Genomic DNA, 18870 nt, shown 5'->3' with positions numbered 1-18870 from the left:
ATGAGATGCACAATGGTCCTCCGAGAAACTTATGAGACGGATTTTAACTGACAAAAAAGGCTGCTCTATGATGAGGGATAGCTACCTTCGTTTATGATTATTATGAAAAGGTAGGAGCAGGGAATTCATCAATTCTCATACGAAGTAAACTGTATGGTTTTTCCCGCAGGTCTCTTCCATAATGAAATCTCGCCTGCCGATGTAATTGATTCACAATGACATATAAGTATTGATCGGGGCCAATCGAAAAAGTATCCGGCCATAAAATTCTCGGGTCATGTGCGATGGTTTCCATTGTGCCATTCGGCAATATCTTCCGGATACTATTGTTTTCATAGTCTCCCGCATAAACAGTTCCTTTTGCGCCGGTGATCATGCCATCAGACGCACCTTTTTCCCCCCAATACTGCACATAATGGGATAAATTCATGTCCTGTATCCTTGTGTCTCTTAGGGCTTCTGTTGAGATCGAGAACAGCTGACGGCTGGTTAGTGGAGCATAAAATAAAACCTTTCCATCAGGAGAAATCGCTAAACTATCGGAAGCCAATCTAAATGGGAAAGTCGAGCCATCCGGGTTTCGATTCATCAAAATTTCACCTTCTACTTTCGGTAAAAAATAGGGATCAGGTGAAGTTGATATTGCCCCATTTAACCGTCTAAACGCGTTCCCGTTTTCTAAATCTACGACGATAATGCCCCCTGGCCCTCTGGAAGAAGAATCCGTTATATATGCATAACCTGCTTTTCCAACCCGGAAATCCAATCGGACATCATTCAAATAAGTTGTTGGTAAGACAACGTCTTCTGTAAAGGTATATACTCTCCTTATTGTATTCGTGCTTAAATCAACAGCAACTAATTTTGCTCCCCCTTGAATAGGTTCAGAAAAATTTGGTGCTCCTGTATCCAGTACCCAAAGTGTTCCTCTTCCATCAGCAACGATACTTTGGACACTGACGAAAGACATCGTAATATTCTCGGTATTAACCAAATTAGTTTCTAAACTGGGATAAGGCTGCAATTCACCCTCAACAATTTCCGCCACAGTAAATTGAACGTCGTCTCCCCATTTTGGAAAGCAAACAAAAATACGACCGATTTCGGAAACGCTGACACCTGTAGGCATAGCCCCATAAAAAGCATGCACCAGTTCAAACTGCCCAAAATATTTTTCCATAGGTAACATAGGTTGCATGATATCCTCCTCATCAAATCCGAACGTATATCCCCTATATATGATGAAACTTTTTTTTAGTGCCTGGTTCTTGATAAATTTTTCATCGTGTTGGATGCTGTGGGTTTAATTGTTTCTTCCACAGGTACCTGTTTCTCCCGACTGAAGATACCGATTTAAGAAATTCATGAAAAATACCATAATGATCGGCAACATGAAATTGTTCCCGGGTGAAACGAATAGAAAAGGGATGTTTGATCGAACACCAGATGAACAATAACTTAGGAGGTTGTCTAGATGAAGGCAGTAACGTATCAAGGCACCAAGAATGTTGAAGTCAAAGTAGTTCCAAATCCTCGGATTGAAAAACCAGATGACATGATTATTAAAGTAACAAGCACAGCGATTTGTGGATCTGATTTGCATTTGATCCATGGAATGATTCCTAATTTGCAAGAGGATTATGTAATCGGGCATGAACCAATGGGGATTGTAGAAGAGGTCGGACCCGGTGTTACAAAGGTGAAAAAGGGAGACAGAGTCATTATTCCTTTTAATATTGCCTGCGGTGAATGTGTCTATTGTATAAACCATCTTGGGAGCCAATGTGATAATTCCAATGATAATGGAGAAATAGGAGCTTATTTCGGCTACTCAGGTACTGCCGGCGGCTACCCTGGTGGACAAGCCGAATATTTACGAGTGCCTTTTGCTAATTTCACCCATTTTAAAATTTCTGAAACATGTGAAGAACCTGATGAAAAATTAAATCGCCGATGCCATGACTACTGGTTACTGGAGTGTGGACAATGCGGGTGTTAAAAACGGCTACTGTAATCGTTCTTGGCTGCGGTCCAGTCGGCCTTTTTGCTCAAAAGTTTTGTTGGCTAAAAGGGGCAAAGTGAGTAATAGCTGTTGATTTTATTGATTACCGCTTACAGCATGCCAAACGTACAAACAACGTAGAAACCGTAAATATTGAGCAATACGAAAATGTCGGAATGCATCTTTTGGAAATGACTAAGGGTGGAGCTGACGTGGTCATTGACGCAGTGGGCATGGATGGGAAAATGAGCGATTGAGAGTTCCTTGCAAGCGGATTAAAGCTTCACGGTGTAACCATGAGTGCATTTGTCATTGCTTCCCAAGCGGTTAGAAAAGGTGGAACAATTCAAGTTACTGGTGGGAGGAAGGTATAACGGTTTCCCACTAGGGGATATTTTCCAGCGCAATGTGAATATTCGCTCAGGGCAAGCTCCGGTTATCCACTATATGCCATATATGTTCGAGTTAGTTTCTACAGGTAAAATCGATCCAAGTGATGTAGTAAGTCATGTACTTCCATTGAGTGAAGCTAAACGAGGCTATGAAATCTTTGACAGAAGGACGGATAATTGTATAAAGGTCGTTCTGAAAACCTAAATAAAGGAGGTTTGTATAGTGGATTACGCATTACATGAAGTACTTGAAGTACAAGAAATGACCGCATTTAAAACCCTTTGTTTAACTAAGTCCAAAACAATGAAAGGCTATGTATCAGATGAAGAACTAAAAAATATTTTGCAACAAGACGTTGATACTTCCACTAGACAATTACAGGAGTTTGCTTCCATCCTATCTAAAGCAAAGCCTAATTAGGAGATGAAAGAACATGAATCCGATAATTAAAAATATAACTGGCATGGATGCTCTGACTGACCAAGTTGTAGCAATGGATTTACTGAATTCAGCTAAAAGTGGCGTCAGAAATTATGCCATGGCCGTTACTGAGTCAGGAACACCAGAGATTAAAGCTATCCTTACTCAACATTTAGAGGAATCTCTTAATATGCATGAAATAATATCAAATTATATGATGGAAAAAGGCTGGTATCATGCATGGGATCTTGACAAGCAAACCGAATTAAGTCTACAAAATATTGAAACCGCAATAAACTTGCCCACTCTATAGAATATACGTCAATTAGACCAAATGACTTCAAAACAGGAAACTAAATGACGAATTATCGGTAGCAGCAATAGACAAAATGTATATAACAAAAAACCCAGCAATCCTGTTAATACAAGGTTGCTGGATTTCCTCAATTTATATGTAATATAAAGCTTAAAATGGATATGGGTTTTTCTTCTGAAGTTACAGATTTCTTTGAGTATCAAAGCGCTGAAGGATAACCTAGTGCCATAAAGAAACTATTTTACTTCCATATGTAAATCACCAGTTTTAGCTAATCCTTTATTTTTTAACAAGCGATAAACAGTAACTGAAATTATCGCGGGTACAATTACTCCTAATACAAGATACATCACAAGAAAGCCTACACCTTGGTTTGCCAAGATATTTAATGGAGCAATAAAAGAATTAAGTCCAAGTCCAGCTAATGTATAGGGAACTTGAAAGTCGAAAAATAAGATAGCGATTGGTGCACAAATGATTGAAGCAAGAAATGGACCTACGATGAGTCGTGGGTTTTTTACGATATTAGGAACTTGTACTTTTGGTGTTAGGAATGATTGTGCAATATTTGCACCAAGATCATTTTGTTTAAAGGACATAGCTGTCCAACCAGCAAACTGAGCTGTACATCCGATTAATGCCGCTGCACTAGAAACAGGATCAAGTTGTAAGGCAATCGCAATTGCTGCAGAGGATGCAGGAGACATAAGGAAAATGCTCCAAACAAGAGCTATAACAATTGAGCCGATAAGTGGTGAACCTGATACAGAGTTGGTAATAAAACTACTTAACTGTTGTAAAAGTGGAGTTGTTACTGCTGCTAAAGCTACACCTGCAACCCCTCCGACAAATATAGCTGCAAAAGGGATAGCTAACATATCTAGTTTTGTTTTACCTGCAATACGTTTCCCAACCCAAACAGCAATGACTGCAGCTAATACAGCACTAATTGGTTGTCCTGTGGTAAGTACCCAAAAACCATCTGCATGAAGCGATAAAGCATTTGCACCAATTGTACTAGAGGCCATTGCACTGAAAATAACCAGTGTATTCCCACCTAATTGATAGGCAATACCAGCACCGATTGCAGGAGCTAGCATTAGTTGTGCTGACTTCCCAATAGTTGTAAAACCTTCCCAACCAGTAAATGTTCCAAAAGTTTCGATTAGAAGCCCGATACCTAATGTTACTAATACAGCGTTTGCAAGCCCTTGTGATCCTTTATACATTCGATCAATTAAATATTGTTTCGTTGACGCTTTCATTATTTAACTCCTCCTAATATATCGCATAAAATATATTTCTAATTTAGATAAAATAAAAAGCTCTCCAATAGGATGAGCGCTGAATCTTTATTGATTATAGTTAGATAGGTTGTCTAATCTATTAGTGCTAGACATACAAAGTATATATCGGAGGCGACTAATGAATTGCTATTATACTAATATAACTATCGCAATAATGTCAATACATATTTTTTTCTGAAATTAAGAGAATTCTCTTTGAAAGTAGATTCCGAACTGAGAGACAGAAGCCTTTCCAGGAATTCTTCGTTTGGAAATTGATATTTGCGCTTGGTTACTACATTGGCTCCCTGTAGGTTTGTTCGCTGAAGTGGTGGTATGATAGTGGGAACGGGTAAGTTTGGATATTTACGTGATTACGTGAAGAAGAATTCTGATAGTGAATTATTATCTACTGAATATCATGGATTCTCGCAAAAACTGCAGTTAAAAAGTTTATGCGGAAATCATTTTGAAAAAACTTTAACAAAATTTAAAGGATGCAATCAGAAAAAAGGTCCTAATTGTTCAGAAATTAGAACATCATGTTGAATTTTCCGATGGTACTAAAAAAGTCGCCAAATTCTGATAATCAGAGGTTGAGCGCCTTTTTGTATATTAGAATAAAGATTAATAGAAAATTAGTTATTATTGGGTTAAGAATGGTCATGAATCATAAAAAAGGGGAATGATACAACATGATTAGATTAATTAAAAAGACCAGTAATAAAATATCTTATTGGCAAGTTTGGAAAGTGGAAAAGAATTTACACATACTTTCTGGCACTGTAGGGGTTAGTGGTAACGAGGAAGAAATACCCCTGACTTTATTTGCAAGCTCAAAAAAAGTAATGAAAAAATTAGCTGAAGAGAAGGTTTATCAGGGCTATGAATATGTTGATGAAAAGTCGATGATTAAAGTAGTTGTGCAATACCGTTATGAAGATGAAGAGCAATTCGAAGAGACGGAGGAAAAGAGTTTTCTTGTAGAAGACTTATTAGATGATGCTTTGTTCTCGACAGGAATTGGGGAGCTTTATGGTTCAGAAATTGGTGATGGTGCTGGGACCACCTCTTGCCTTGTACTAGATGTTGAAATAGCATTGGAAACTATCAAGAAAGTACTATCCCAACACAATTTATTACAGGGTGTTGAATTAGCCTATTTAAATGAAGACGGTGTATATGTTTCCCTTTATCCTGAAGGTGCTGATTTTGTGCTTGTATAATTTATAAAAACAATAGACGAAGCAGGGGCAGTCTAATAAGTTCCTAAAATGAAACAGGTGAAGAAAAACGAGTCGTTTTTCTCCACCTGTTTTTATGTTTTCACTTGTTTTCCTTGAAAGTAGCTGGCGGATGTCTGCTACTTTCAAGAGGTTGTGGGATAATGCCACCATCCCAAACTCTGTGTGGATCTTATCGAGGCCCCGCAGTAAAATATTTGCGGAACGACTGATTACCCTTGAGGAGACCAAAAACACTTTCTACGTCAATTTTACGTTGCGCGTAGATGCGTGATTTTGTTTCACATTCAAGGGCTGCTTTTGCCTTTGCTTTCATTACTTCAAATAGCGAATGCATCATGTTTTTTTTATAGCTAGGTTGTATATACCCGTTGATTATTAAACACTTTATAGATTGTAGTGGAAGGCGGCGACTCCTGCGGGATCAGCGGGACAGGTGAGACCCCTCAGGAAACGAGTTGTGGAAATGAATTTTGCACAACTCGTTTGCGACGAAGCTAGCGCAGCGATGCAGGAGCACATGTTTTTAAGTGACGAGGAGGCTCACCGCCCGCCCCGCGGAACGCGTCCGCCTGTTTCTGCATCGATACGCTAGCTTCGAAACATGAAAGTACGTTGGAACGGAAATCCTCATATTAATATAACGGAGAAATATTAATATAAAGAGAGCTGCCCTAAAAGTCATTTTCTATGACTTTTGGGACAGCCCCTGCTTTAATTATCTATTCGTAATGACGTAGCAAGATTCTTATTTAGATTACTCCGAAACGATAACGAACATGTTGGGTACCAAAATAAACACATACTCTCCTCTTACTGTTCGGAAGTTTCCTGAACTGCTGCCTGATTCATTCGCTGTTTCTTAGACTTTCTAAAATAAAGCAATTCATAGATACATGGAATCACAATCAGAGTAAGCAGGGTTGCCATGGCTAACCCACCAATAACAACAACTGCGAGACTTTGTGATACTAAACTACCTGTTTCAGCTTTTTTCATTAGTAATGGAAGCATCGCACAAATGGTTGCAATCGCAGTCATGAAGATTGGTCTCATTCTTGTTGCTGTTGCTTCTACAAGCGCATCACGAATAATCATTTTTTGTTCATTTTGTTTTACTCGGTCTAAAAGTACAATTGCATTTGTTACGACGATCCCAATGAGCATTAATGCTCCTAGAAGTGCTGTGATATCAACTGAGATTCGGCTGATGACGATTCCTAAAATGGCGCCAATCGCAGCAAGTGGCAGAGAGCAAAGAATGGCAATTGGTGCTCTGATCGACTTAAATGTGATGACCATAATTAAAAATACAATCCCAATTGAAACAAGCATAATGAGAAATAAATCTGTAAAATCATCCGCTTGTTGGCTACTTGATCCACCGACTAGAACCTCAACATTATCTGGAAGTTTCATGCCTTCATTGTCATTTTTATCGCCGAAAATCTCTAGATTTATTGAGCTCGAGATTTCAGATAGCTTTGCAGGATCGACGGATGCTGTGACCCGAAGGTAAGCTTCTCCATTTTTATGAAACTGGTTTGTTGATAGCTCTTCACTTTGTAAGGTAGCCATGGACGATACTGGTACAAGGCCGCTATCGGTCATGACTGGTATATTCCCTATGTCTTCAGGTGATTCCGTGTCCAGGAGAGGTTCCAGGAATACGGTTTTTTGCTTGTCATTTAAACTAATCGTTCCAATTGGTGTCTTATTTAACATCACACCCAACTGCTGTGCGATTTGTTCAGTATTTCCTTTTGTTGGATCTACAACGAGGGAGTGTACAGTTTTCTTTTCGTCTTGATTGGTGGATACTTCCTCCACACCCTCAATGGTCTGAACTTTTTCTTTAATATTGTTTGCCACTTCTTCAAGCTCTGCCAAATTTTCACCGACTACATCAATGGTGATATTCGCACCTGCTCCCCCCATCATAAAGGAGGCTGTCGTAACTTCTAAAAGGGCATCAGGATATTGATTCTTTTTCTTTTCCATTTCTTTCACTATAAGGTCTGTATCATTTTTGTCATCTAATAAAATACTGAAAGATGCTTCTGTCGGTGATCCCACATAGCCGTATTGAGCGCTCTCAGCTGGAGAACCTACCTGTGAAAACACATATTTCACTTCATCCATATCTCGGATTGATGTTTCAAGTTCAATTGTCTTTTCCTTTACTTCTTCCATTGGCGTATCATTCGGGTAACTCAGCGTGGCCGAGACATAGTCAGCAGAGGAGCTGTCAACTGCACCTTTTGGAATGGCAAAGTATGTGCCGATGGATCCGATGAAAAGGAAGATGGAAATCGAGAAGACGATCCATTTATGGTTTAGGGACCATGTAACTATTTTTGGGAAACGAACAGCTGGTTTATGTTCGGGAATTTTCGCATTCTTCAATAACCCCGCACTCATTAACGGAACAACAGTCAACGCAACAATCAAAGAAGCGAGCAAGGAATAGGTTACGGTTAAAGCGAATGGTAAAAGGAATTCTTGAAGTCCTCCATTCAATAAACTCATTGGTAAGAAAACGGCTACAGTCGTTAATGTAGAAGCAGTAATCGCAACACCAACTTGCTTAGTTGCGTCAATTATCATTTGGACTGAGAACTTCTCTGTTTGCATTTTACGGAAAATATTTTCGATTACAACAATACTGTCATCAACTAGTCGCCCAACTGCAACAGCAACACCGCCAAGTGTTAATATATTCAATGTCACGCCAGACCATGATAGTAGGAATAGTGTGAAGCAAAGGGATAAAGGGATTGATACAATGGTAATAAAAGTAGAACGAATATTTCGTAGGAAGATCATGATTATAATTGTTGCAAATAGTGCACCAAGAAGAACTTCTTTTATCATAGTATGAACGGAATTTTGAACCATATCAGCAGTGGATATAAAAATAACTGATTCCTGGTGATCATACTTTTCATTGATTTCCTTTGTTACTTTTTCAATTTCTTTGCTAATCGTCACGGCATTGGATTGACTGTCCTTTGTGATGCTAATTTCTAAACTATCCTTACCATTGAATCGGCTAATGAAATTTTCTTCTCTTGTTTCTTCAATTGTTGCAATTTCGCCTAACGTTACACTTGGCGCTACAATTAAACCTTTTAGTTTTTCAAGGCTTGTTAAATCTCCGATTACTTTAATATTGCTTGTTTTTCCGTCAATCATCTTTTCTCCGACAGCTACAGCAGTGTTTTGACCATTTAGAATACCCAAAATCGCTTGAAGAGAAATTTGATTTTCAGCCAATTTTTCATCATCTATATGGACGGAAATGACGGAATCTGTAATCCCATATACATCTACACTGGAGACGCCTTTGATTTCTTGATAGAGTGATTGAAGCTCTTCACGAGCAAAATCCATATTTTCTGTAGTCAACCCGTCGTCAAAGGTGACGGCAAGGTTAGCAATTGGAATCATAGAAGTATTAAGCTGTGAGATTGTTGGCTTGGAAATAAACTGAGGCAAAGCCACACTGCTTAATGCATCTTGTACATCCTGTTTGGCTTGCTTCATATCATATCCTGCCTCGAAGAACAGGTCTACTTTGGAAAAGCCATCTCCAGTGGTAGAATAAACAGATGTTTTTCCGTTCATTCCTGTAACGGCTCTTTCAATCGGAATGGTTACTTCTGATTCCATTGTCTTGGAGTCAGTTCCATGGCCCATGGAAATAATGGTTACTTGCGGATTATCCGCTGAGGGTAAAAATTCCATCGGCAGTCTAAAATAGCTGACAACACCCATAGCTAAAATTAAAATAGTCAATACAGCGACAGCAGCCCTGTTATCAAAAGCCCACTTGGTAAATCTCGACACAGATATTCTCCTCCTAAAAATTACTGATTTATTCCCAAATAAAATCCTATCATGAATACAAAACGATAAATCAGACTATTGTTAAACTATAAAAATTTTACAATAATTTAATACAAACGATGTGCTCCTTTCCTCCCATAGCTTCAGTTGTATCTTCATTGTAAAAAATAGGAGTCAATTCCACATTGATCCTTAGAATTATTTTTTTCTAAGACTTAAGACTTAGAAGATAATGGAAATCGGAAATTGGCAACATATACGCACAGAAGCTTAAGTGTTGGAGTTTCTGAACGTGTGTTAGATTCCCTCCGTCTACATAAAACCAAATGTGAAAACATTTCGTTTTATGGTTTTTATTTGTCTAATATAAAATTTTTACATAGTTCTATATTAGTCGGACAAAATACAAAAAAGAATCAATGGAGGGTATTTAGATGAGTAAAAAAACGTCACTAGTAGTAGCATTATCAGCACTTCTTCTCGTCGGTTGTGGAGATGAGGAAGCAAATCGTGCTAATAACCCACCTGCGGAGGAAACTCAGGATGAAACTCAAGTACCTGGTCCGAAAGATAACGAAAATGAAGGTGTGAGTGAAGACAGTGAAGTGAAGCCAGGTCAGAAAGAAAATGAAATAATCGGTGATGATGAATTTGATATGCCAGATACACAAGAAAAAAAGGAAACAGATCTAAATAAGTAACATCCATTAATGGGTTGAAAAATATACACAAAAACACGTCTTTCGAGAAACTTCGAGCGACGTGTTTTTGTGTTGTATGTAATTTTAGTTCTGTACGAGTGGGGTGAATGAATATAATCACTAAGAACTGGTACAGTTCATATTCTGAAAAACGTTAAATGAAAATCATTAGTATGCATCTGGACGGATCAGCCATTTGGTCAAAAGGTGTGTGGTTTATTTTCAATAGAATAGGTAACTTTATTTCCTCGATGTGGCAATTTACAAAGGAGGTTTAATGGTTTAAATGAAACAAACTTTGAAACTACAAAATGCATTTCATTTGTTTAAAAGAAAGAAAAAATTGATCATTTTGGTTACCTTCTTTATGACATTTATTGGAGGGTTCACAAGTTTTGCGATTCCACTAAGTTACGAAGCCAAAGCTGATGTGATTGTCAAATTGGCCAAAGAGGAATCGGTGATGAATGTCGAGGGAGAAAAAGACTTACTTCTGACAGAGACCTATAAACATTTAACAAATAATGATGGCGTATTAAGCAAAGTCAATGTTGCTTTGAATACAACGTATAAAAAGGAAGAGTTAAAAAGGAAAGTAAAAGTAGAGTCTAAGTTAAGTCCTCAAACAATCACCATTATTGCAAAGGATAAATCACCAGATCATGCGATAAAATTGGCTAATACATTGGCAATTGTTTTTCAAGACGAATCCAAGACATCAAAAAAGGTAGATAATGTGTTAATCATCAGTGACGCTACTGTTGAAGATGAAAAACCAATAACCCCTCTAACTGTTTTGTTTTTTGCATTTTCTGCTCTTGTGGGCTGCTTGCTAAGCTATGTCATTGTCCTGATTCAACAATCGTTTTTAACAATATTAGATTCACCAGAAAAAGCCGAAAAGATATTAAAGTTGCCGGTTCTTGGTGTTCTGCCCTTTAGTGATGGATTACTGATTAATGAACTTCCTGCCAATCATGTATTTTTAGAAGCATTTCAATCAATTCAAAAGAACTTAACGGATGACCTGTTAAAGAAACAGGCAAAAACGTTATTGGTAAGTAGTGCCGAATCGGGTGATGGTAAGTTATTTGTCAGCACCAATTTAAGTGTGGCATTTGCCATGGATCACAAAAAGACCGTGTATGTGGACGTCGACTTATGCCGAGCAACTGAGCATCGACTTTTTGAATACTCCAATCAAATAGGTGTCACATCTTACGTCTTGGACTTATGCAGTGTAAATGACATCATCCAACCGACAAAGGTACCAAACTTATTCTTTATTAGTGCTGGACCCGTCCAAACAAATCCTTCAGAACTGCTATCCACGGAGAACTTTGTACAGTTGCTGGAAGAATTGCGGCAATTATTTGATGTAATCATAGTGGATACCCATCCTTTAACTTTTGCTGAAACGTTGAAAGTAACGAATTTGGTAGATGGGTGCATATATGTAGTAAATGCTGAAACTTCAAGAGTTGAAAAAACAATCCATGCGATTGAAAAGTTAAAAATAGTCCAAGCTCCTTTGCTGGGCGTTATCATAAACAAATCAAAAGATTCACCACGTTCGAAGAAGTAGAAGTGGCTAGCTTTCTAGTAAGAAAATCTTAAAAAGATGGAAGGTGACCTATATTAAACTTGATAAAATTCGAACTATAGAAGAATTGCGAAAGTACAAAGAAAACTGGGATCAAATATTGGAGAGTAATCAAAATACAAATCCATTTATAGAGTTTGAGTGGATTGTGCACTGGTGGTTGCATCTGGGCAAAGATAAAAATATTGAGATACTTGTTGTAGAAGACAATGACAAATGGATTGGTTTCTTTCCGTTTCAGTTTACAAACAAATGGAATTCAACTCTTGTAGAATTCGTGGCAAGAGATGAAGCTGACTATATGGATGTAATTGTTTACGACAAAGATAAGAAAGCAGCCATACCTTTTATCCTGAATTATCTCATTACATCCATTCCAAATGTTGTCTTTAATCTCCATGGCTTGTTATCTAGCAGTAAAACAACCACAAATATAATGGGTTATTTAAAAAGCAGAGATTATCCAACCACTATTTTTTCAAGCGTCACACCGTATATTCATATTGAATCAATTGATTTGAATGATTATATGAAGCCAAGAAAAAAGCTGCATGGATTAAATAGAAGAGAAAAAAGAATTCAGTTGATCGGTGATCTAACAACGGCATCTGTCGACCCCAGTGATATGGAAACTGTTTTCTCGTTGCATGATAAGCATTGGAAACAGAAACTTGATACTAGTAAATTTAAGAATCAGGCACACAAAGATTTTTACCATGCATTGCTATCGGTCAAGGATCGACCAATAGAAGTAAAAGTAGATGCACTATTTTTAAACGATCAAATGATTGCATTTACATATGGTTTTATGTGCCGCGGCAGATATGTGTCTTTTATCATCGGTCACGACGATGATTACAATTTGTATAGTCCAGGTCGTATATTAATGAATAAGTTAATTGAACACAGTAGAAAACACGGCATTAAGATTTTTGATCTGAGTGTTGGCGATGATCCATATAAATTGGATTGGAACACAGGGCTAGATACAGTAAATAATATTCTTTTTTCTTCGAATGAATGGCCTGCTAAACTTCTGGTTCAACTGATTAAGAGTAGAGGATATGTTCGAACCGTTTTGAATAAGAATCATAACATGGTGCTGTTCAAGCGTCAGATTCTAGGGAGAACATCTCATTTGTTGCGGCATGTAAAGGATATGAATTGGCTAAAGAGCTTAACTAACCTACGCGGTTTTCTCTTTTCGAATAAGTCACTAGATGTATATCACCAATGTAAAGGCAATTCAGCGATAGGAGATTTTCAATTGATGACACATGAAGAAATTATGAAAGAAGAAAAAGAATTTCATCATGTAAATAAAAAGTTTTATAGTGGATTTCTGCCTTATCGAGCTGCCGATGCATCTATTTTTTGGGTGAATGCTAGAGCCATTCGTTTGGACGAGGTTGATTATCTTCAAACACTACCGAAACAAAGTTTTTTTGTGAATGAATGGCAAGTTCACCAACTACCTGAAATATGTTCTTTTTTACGTCACGAACATCAGGTAAGAGATATTTATATTTCAACAACGAAACGAGATGAATCACTCACCAAGCATTTATCCTATTTAGGTTTTACCAAAGTGAATTGCATATCGAAAATAAGCATGTTCAACAAAGCAATTACAAGCATTACCAGTAGAAGCAGTTAAGTATGAATGTTGGAGGTCAACTATTGAAAGCAGTTTCAGTATATATCCCAAAAAATCGTTTAGGTAATATCATTTTAAGAATCCGTAATTTAAAGAGAAAATATCAACGAAGGTAAAGAAGAGTCCATAATCTAAAACTTGTGAATGACTGACCTGCCTACTACGATAATGTAGTAGGTTTTTTTTATTGAGTTGAACTTTTTGGGGAGTTACATGTCTAATGTATAACAGAGATTAAAAGAGGTGGTATTTTGGGGGATTTAGAAATCATTAAAAAGGCGATTGACGGTGACGATGAGGCCTTTATTACAATTATGAAGGAACATAAAGATACTTTATATCGAACCGCACTCGCTTTTTTGAAAAATGAACACGATGCCATCGAGGCTGTTCAGGAAATCACATATCGTGCATACAAAAAGATTCATACTTTAAAAGAGCCGAATTATATTAAAACTTGGTTAACACGAATTATGATGAACTATTGCCAAGATCAAATCAAGAAAAACAAGCGAATAGTGATTGATGAAAGACTAAGTGATTCGCTTGTAACGAATGATCGTTCTCAACTTGAAATAACAGAAGCACTTTCCACACTCTCAGATGCGGAACAGCAATTAATTCACTTAAAGTACTTCCAGGACGTAAAGATTAAAGACATAGCGATTTTAGAGAATATTCCTGAAGGTACCGTCAAATCTAGACTGCACAAAATCATGAAGACCTTGAGACAGTATTTCAATGAGAAAGGAGAAGTGGATCATGTTTGAAAATGAGGAAGAGAAATTAAATGAATTACGAAAGCATTTAGAACATGTGGACATTCCTCAGGGTGAGCTGGAAGGAGCCATCTTGCAAGGTTTGGAGAGAGCAAAACGTGAAAAACAGATGAGAAGAACGAAACGGAAACGTGGATTTTGGATATTGGCCATTTCTGCACTCGTACTGATTACATTGGTTACATCGATTCGCGTATCTCCGGCCATTGCTAATGCAGTCGCTTCATTTCCGGGAATGGAAAAGTTGGTTTCACTCATTCATGACGATAAAGGATTCAATGCTGCCATCGAAAATGACTATTATCAAGAAATCGCGAAGAGCCAAACACAAAATGGCATTACATTGACAATCGACGGCGTAGTTTCGGACCATCAACAAATGCTCATCTTTTATTCGATAGAACATGATGGGACAAAAGGCGAAGTGAGACCTCAAGCACCGAGGATATACGGGGAGAATAAAAAGAAACTGCCAGGGGCATCGATGTCATTAAATGCGAAACCAAATGATTATCAACATTCCAACTACTCGTCTCGCCTTGAAATTTCGTTTGAAGAGCCGATTCAAGAAGAAAAATTTGAGCTGATGATGCCATTCGAAAATGATGAAGAAGCTTTTGAATTTGAAATTCCATTTGAAATAACTAGAAAGAATGATTCTGTAAAAACAATTATAGTAAATGAAACCGTAACAATTGAAGGTCAAAAAATCACAGTAAGTGATGTTAATATCACACCACTTCGCGTGGCAATCCATATAGAAAAAGATCCAAAAAATTCAATGAGAATCTTTAACTTTGAAGATTTGGCTCTACAGAATGAAAAAGGAGAAGAGTGGAGCTCGGCAACATATGGGTTTAATTCAAGTATTTTAAGCGATGATGAAGAAATTATCTACTTGCAAAGTAATTATTTTGATCAACCAAAGAGACTAACACTTACGTTTAGTAAACTACAAGCAATGCCAAAAGATGAGGCATTTATTACGATTGATACAGACAAGAAAATCATCTTAAATCAGCCACATGAAAACTATTTTTCTTTCCAAAATGTATTAAATGGAAGAGTGGGATTGGGATCTAATGTACCAGAAGATTTTCATTTTGAACTATTTAGCCGATTTGTGGATCATAATGGAAAAGAATCGTATATACAGGAATGGAGTCATAATGGCGGTAAAGAACTTATAATGAAACTCCCTACAGAATCATATGAGAATCCGTTAACACTCCCATTTAGTTTTTATCCAAGATGGATCGAAGGAAGAGTGGAAATCGACTTAACTGAATAAAGCAATGGCCTATCCAAGTGGGATAGGCCATTGCTTTTATTGAATCGTTGTCCAATCATCCCTTGTGATCGAAAACATGAAAGCATCATGGTTCCTACCACCTTGATATAAATAATTTCGCAGCAATCCTTCTTTTTTAAAACCCGCTTTTATCAACAGTTTCCAAGAAGGTACATTATCAGGGAAGGTTAGCGCACCAACACGAGAAAATTCCAAGTCATCAAAACAGTATTGCAAAACGGTATGAAGTGCTTCTGTTACATAGCCATTTCCCCAATAATCAGGGTGTAAATCATAGCCGACTTCACATTTTTTGCTCCACAACTGCAGGTTATTTAAGCCAATTGTTCCAGCTAATTCACCCGTTTCTTTTAATTGAATTCCCCATCGCATGGAACGCTTTTCAGTAAAACCATTGTTCATATTGTCAATCACTTTTTCAGCCTGTTCCACTGTTTTCAATGGATCCATCCCATAATAACGGGTGACGTCTTCACGTGAAAACTGATTGAAGAGTTGGAGAGAATGGGATTGATTTAATTGTATTAGTTGAAGTCTTTCTGTATCAAAAATAGGAAATGTCATGCTTTAACCTCCATTATACTTTATTTCTACTTATCTACTGCAAGATCCAAGTCCCATCTTTCTTCCAATAATGTAGTGCCCGTCCATTCATCATTTGGTTTTTCTTCAGTTAAAGTAAAGTTGTATTTACTATACAGGTGGCGAGCAACCTCGAGTATGTTAACAGTCCATAAGAAAACATGTTGGTAATTTTGTTCTGCACAAAAATTGAGGGCAGTTTCCATTAGTTTCTTCCCGATGCCTCTTCCATGGAATTCTTCGTCCAAAACAAACCATCTGAGCTGAGCTTCTGTATCAGTTGATTTAGTAATCGCAATCGAACCAACCACTTTACCATTTACTTCAGCCACCCATAGTTCGCCGCCATCGTTGTCAATCATAAACTCTGTCAAACCCTTCATTACGTAGTACTCAAACATTGGTCCAAAGCCATATGTTTTGTCATAGAGTGTTCCGTGGAGATGCCCTACATAGCCGAGATCTCCCGCTTCAAAAGGTCGGATTGTCACTTCTGATAGGTGGGGAGTATCTATTTTAGTATCTCTACTAAAATAGATATAATCAACGGGTATTCCATCTAAATCAAATTGGCGTAAGAAAGATGTCACTTGACCACGGTGATAGGATGAATGGTTGATGAAAGTGAAGAACATCTCTTCACGTGTATTTGAAAATGGGTGTCCCTTCATATTGGTAAAGTGTAAAGTTTCTTTCCACGCTGCTTTTGTAAGTGTCTCTAAATAGGCTTCCATATCTGTATGTAACCTGGCAAATGCCTCTTTTGTGGACAGTACAGAACGTACATCGAAATCAACCAAGTCAGGTTTTTCGATTCCTTTCAGTCTCTTAAACCATAAATCGTCAACTGTGATGACATGTCCATATGTTTCGCTGATTGTCTTAAAGGAATTCTTTGCTTCTTGATGAAAAAGTGAACGATCTTTTGAACCTACATGATTTAATAACTTTTGCGTTGCCCACTTATGATAATGAAACATCGATTGCCACTCCATGAAACTCCTCCTCAAGATTATAGATGTGAATATTCCCTATATTAACACTTTATTAAGATAGCAGACTATCACTGTAACTTGTTATAATTTTACATATTTTAATTGTTCTTCTATCCACTCCAATTTATACTCAATACAAAGGGGTGTTCGGAATGGTTTTATTAACAGGTGAAAGCTTAAACGTTGAACAAATGCGGGCTATTTTATATCAAAATGAAGAAGTTGAGTTAGATAACCAAGCATTATCTCGAGTACAAAAAAGTCGAGAAGCAGTCGAGAGAATTGTAAGAGAAGGACGTACTGTTTATGGCATTAATACGGGATTTGGTAAATTTAGCGACGTCAGTATTAACGAAAAAGATGTCCATGCACTACAGCTTCATTTAATTCGTTCCCATGCATGTGGGATTGGCGAACCATTTGAAGAACGAGTGTCTCGTGCAATGGTCGTTTTGCGATTAAATGCTTTATTAAAAGGTTTCTCAGGAATTCGGGTAGAAGTATTGGAACGTTTGGCTTATATGGTTAATCATTCGATTCATCCAGTCATACCTTCACAAGGATCACTAGGAGCATCAGGCGATTTAGCTCCTCTATCACATTTGGCATTGGTTTTAGTCGGTGAAGGGTTGGTTTGGAATGAAGGAGACCACCAACCAGCAGGCGAACTTTGGGAATCACGAGGTATGCAGCCACTTGTATTGGAAGCGAAGGAAGGGCTAGCCCTTATCAACGGAACGCAAGCGATGACAGCTCAGGGAGTTCTCAATTGGTTGGAAGCTGAGACTCTTGCTTATCAAAGCGAATGGATTGCTGCGATGACGATGGAATCACTTCACGGTATTACGGATGCTTTTCACCCGGCAGTTCATCAAGCACGTGGATACGTGGAGCAGGTAGACGTAGCAAAACGTATGCTTGCGTGGTTAGAAGGTAGCCAGCTTGTAACTTCACAAGGGGAGAAACGAGTTCAAGATGCTTATTCGCTTCGATGTATTCCACAAATTCATGGGGCTAGTTGGCAAGTACTTGGCTATGTAAAAGAAAAATTAGAAATTGAAATGAATGCGGCAACGGATAATCCGCTAATTTTTGATGATGGGGAAGTCATCATATCAGGTGGTAACTTTCATGGTCAGCCGATTGCGTTTGCGATGGATTTCTTAAAGATAGCTGTAGCTGAGCTAGCGAATGTTTCAGAGCGTCGAATTGAAAGGTTGGTGAATCCTCAATTGAACGAAGGACTGCCACCATTTTTAAGTCCACAACCTGGACTTCAATCAGGGGCTATGATATTGCAATATGCAGCGGCAAGTTTAGTATCAGAAAACAAGACGTTGGCACATCCTGCATCAGTGGATTCTATTCCATCGTCGGCGAATCAAGAGGATCATGTGAGTATGGGAACAATCGGTGCACGTCATGCAGGAAACATCATTCAAAATGCACGCCGTGTTTTAGCCATTGAAGCTTTTTGTGCACTTCAAGGAACTGAATACCGAGGAAAAGAAAACATGTCGCCATCACTTCAAGATAAATGGGAAGAATTCAGGGCATTCACACCATCAATGGTTGAAGATCGAATTTTCAGCATAGACATTGAGCGTATTAGTGCTTACTTAAAGAACGAAACATACTTTGCTACCTATTCAAAAAAATTAACAATGTCAGTAAATTAAAAGAAGGCAGTCCCCTACATTGGGGGACTGCCTTTTCTATACACAATTCTAA

At 37.9% G+C, this 18870-nt stretch carries 15 protein-coding genes and 2 pseudogenes; 12 read left to right on the top strand and 5 right to left on the bottom strand.

Translation table 11 applies throughout. The features are described from left to right. Nucleotides 1–100: 100 nt before the first annotated feature. The gene (locus GY23_RS13775) at nt 101–1198 is read right to left on the bottom strand and encodes an L-dopachrome tautomerase-related protein (RefSeq protein WP_075619803.1); all 1098 of its coding nucleotides are present in this window, start codon (nt 1196–1198) and stop codon (nt 101–103) included. Nucleotides 1199–1367: 169 nt separating this feature from the next. Between GY23_RS13775 and GY23_RS18065 the strand changes: the two are divergent. From GY23_RS18065 to GY23_RS13760, 4 genes and pseudogenes are all read left to right on the top strand, one after another. Next, a pseudogene (locus tag GY23_RS18065) lies at nt 1368–1457 on the top strand (spore coat protein); the annotation flags it as partial. Between the two features lie 17 nt (nt 1458–1474). Beyond that, a pseudogene (locus tag GY23_RS13770) lies at nt 1475–2599 on the top strand (zinc-dependent alcohol dehydrogenase). Nucleotides 2600–2617: 18 nt separating this feature from the next. Further along, nucleotides 2618–2815 carry a hypothetical protein gene (locus GY23_RS13765; RefSeq protein WP_075619802.1) on the top strand — a complete coding sequence of 66 codons (198 nt, stop codon included), beginning with the start codon at nt 2618–2620 and terminating at the stop codon, nt 2813–2815. Between the two features lie 13 nt (nt 2816–2828). Next, complete coding sequence (locus GY23_RS13760; RefSeq protein WP_075619801.1) at nt 2829–3128, top strand: spore coat protein; 300 nt, start codon at nt 2829–2831, stop codon at nt 3126–3128. Nucleotides 3129–3367: 239 nt separating this feature from the next. On the opposite strand, the gene GY23_RS13755 is transcribed toward GY23_RS13760, so the two are convergent. Next, nucleotides 3368–4396 (bottom strand): PTS sugar transporter subunit IIC, encoded by a 1029-nt coding sequence (locus GY23_RS13755; RefSeq protein WP_075619800.1) that lies wholly within the window; start codon nt 4394–4396, stop codon nt 3368–3370. A gap of 357 nt (nt 4397–4753) precedes the next feature. Between GY23_RS13755 and GY23_RS18780 the strand changes: the two genes are divergently transcribed. Beyond that, nucleotides 4754–4966: a hypothetical protein gene (locus GY23_RS18780; protein ID WP_075619799.1), complete on the top strand. Its 213-nt coding sequence runs from the start codon at nt 4754–4756 to the stop codon at nt 4964–4966. Nucleotides 4967–5112: 146 nt separating this feature from the next. After that, complete coding sequence (locus tag GY23_RS13745; protein ID WP_075619798.1) at nt 5113–5643, top strand: hypothetical protein; 531 nt, start codon at nt 5113–5115, stop codon at nt 5641–5643. Nucleotides 5644–6474: 831 nt separating this feature from the next. Here the strand turns inward: GY23_RS13745 and GY23_RS13740 are convergent. Beyond that, nucleotides 6475–9510 (bottom strand): efflux RND transporter permease subunit, encoded by a 3036-nt coding sequence (locus GY23_RS13740; protein ID WP_075619797.1) that lies wholly within the window; start codon nt 9508–9510, stop codon nt 6475–6477. Between the two features lie 434 nt (nt 9511–9944). Between GY23_RS13740 and GY23_RS13735 the strand changes: the two genes are divergently transcribed. The 5 genes from GY23_RS13735 to GY23_RS13715 all read left to right on the top strand — a co-directional run bounded on the left by GY23_RS13735 (nt 9945) and on the right by GY23_RS13715 (nt 15541). Continuing rightward, nucleotides 9945–10211, top strand: coding sequence for a hypothetical protein (locus tag GY23_RS13735; protein ID WP_075619796.1), 267 nt, complete (start codon nt 9945–9947; stop codon nt 10209–10211). A 286-nt stretch (nt 10212–10497) separates the two neighbouring features. Continuing rightward, a complete protein-coding gene (locus GY23_RS13730; protein ID WP_075619795.1) occupies nt 10498–11796 on the top strand; it encodes a tyrosine-protein kinase domain-containing protein in 1299 nt (432 codons plus the stop codon). A 43-nt stretch (nt 11797–11839) separates the two neighbouring features. Continuing rightward, nucleotides 11840–13471 (top strand): GNAT family N-acetyltransferase, encoded by a 1632-nt coding sequence (locus GY23_RS13725; RefSeq protein WP_075619794.1) that lies wholly within the window; start codon nt 11840–11842, stop codon nt 13469–13471. A 251-nt stretch (nt 13472–13722) separates the two neighbouring features. Further along, entirely contained in the window at nt 13723–14241 is a 519-nt protein-coding gene (locus tag GY23_RS13720) for a sigma-70 family RNA polymerase sigma factor (RefSeq protein WP_075619793.1), read from the top strand. Further along, the gene (locus tag GY23_RS13715) at nt 14234–15541 is read left to right on the top strand and encodes a DUF4179 domain-containing protein (RefSeq protein ID WP_075619792.1); all 1308 of its coding nucleotides are present in this window, start codon (nt 14234–14236) and stop codon (nt 15539–15541) included. The genes GY23_RS13720 and GY23_RS13715 overlap by 8 nt, the downstream gene beginning before the upstream one ends. 36 nt (nt 15542–15577) lie before the next feature. Here the strand turns inward: GY23_RS13715 and GY23_RS13710 are convergent, their stop codons facing one another. After that, nucleotides 15578–16126, bottom strand: coding sequence for a GNAT family N-acetyltransferase (locus tag GY23_RS13710; RefSeq protein WP_075619791.1), 549 nt, complete (start codon nt 16124–16126; stop codon nt 15578–15580). 26 nt (nt 16127–16152) lie between these two features. Continuing rightward, a complete protein-coding gene (locus GY23_RS18775) occupies nt 16153–17139 on the bottom strand; it encodes a GNAT family N-acetyltransferase (protein ID WP_084544146.1) in 987 nt (328 codons plus the stop codon). 152 nt (nt 17140–17291) lie between these two features. Here GY23_RS18775 and hutH point away from each other — a divergent pair, with 152 nt between their 5' ends. Beyond that, nucleotides 17292–18818, top strand: coding sequence for a histidine ammonia-lyase (gene hutH / locus GY23_RS13695; RefSeq protein WP_075619790.1), 1527 nt, complete (start codon nt 17292–17294; stop codon nt 18816–18818). The last annotated feature ends 52 nt before the right edge of the window (nt 18819–18870 follow it).

Source organism: Paenisporosarcina indica, assembly GCF_001939075.1.
Lineage (GTDB): Bacteria > Bacillota > Bacilli > Bacillales_A > Planococcaceae > Paenisporosarcina > Paenisporosarcina indica.
This window is presented reverse-complemented; position numbering and strand designations above follow the sequence as displayed.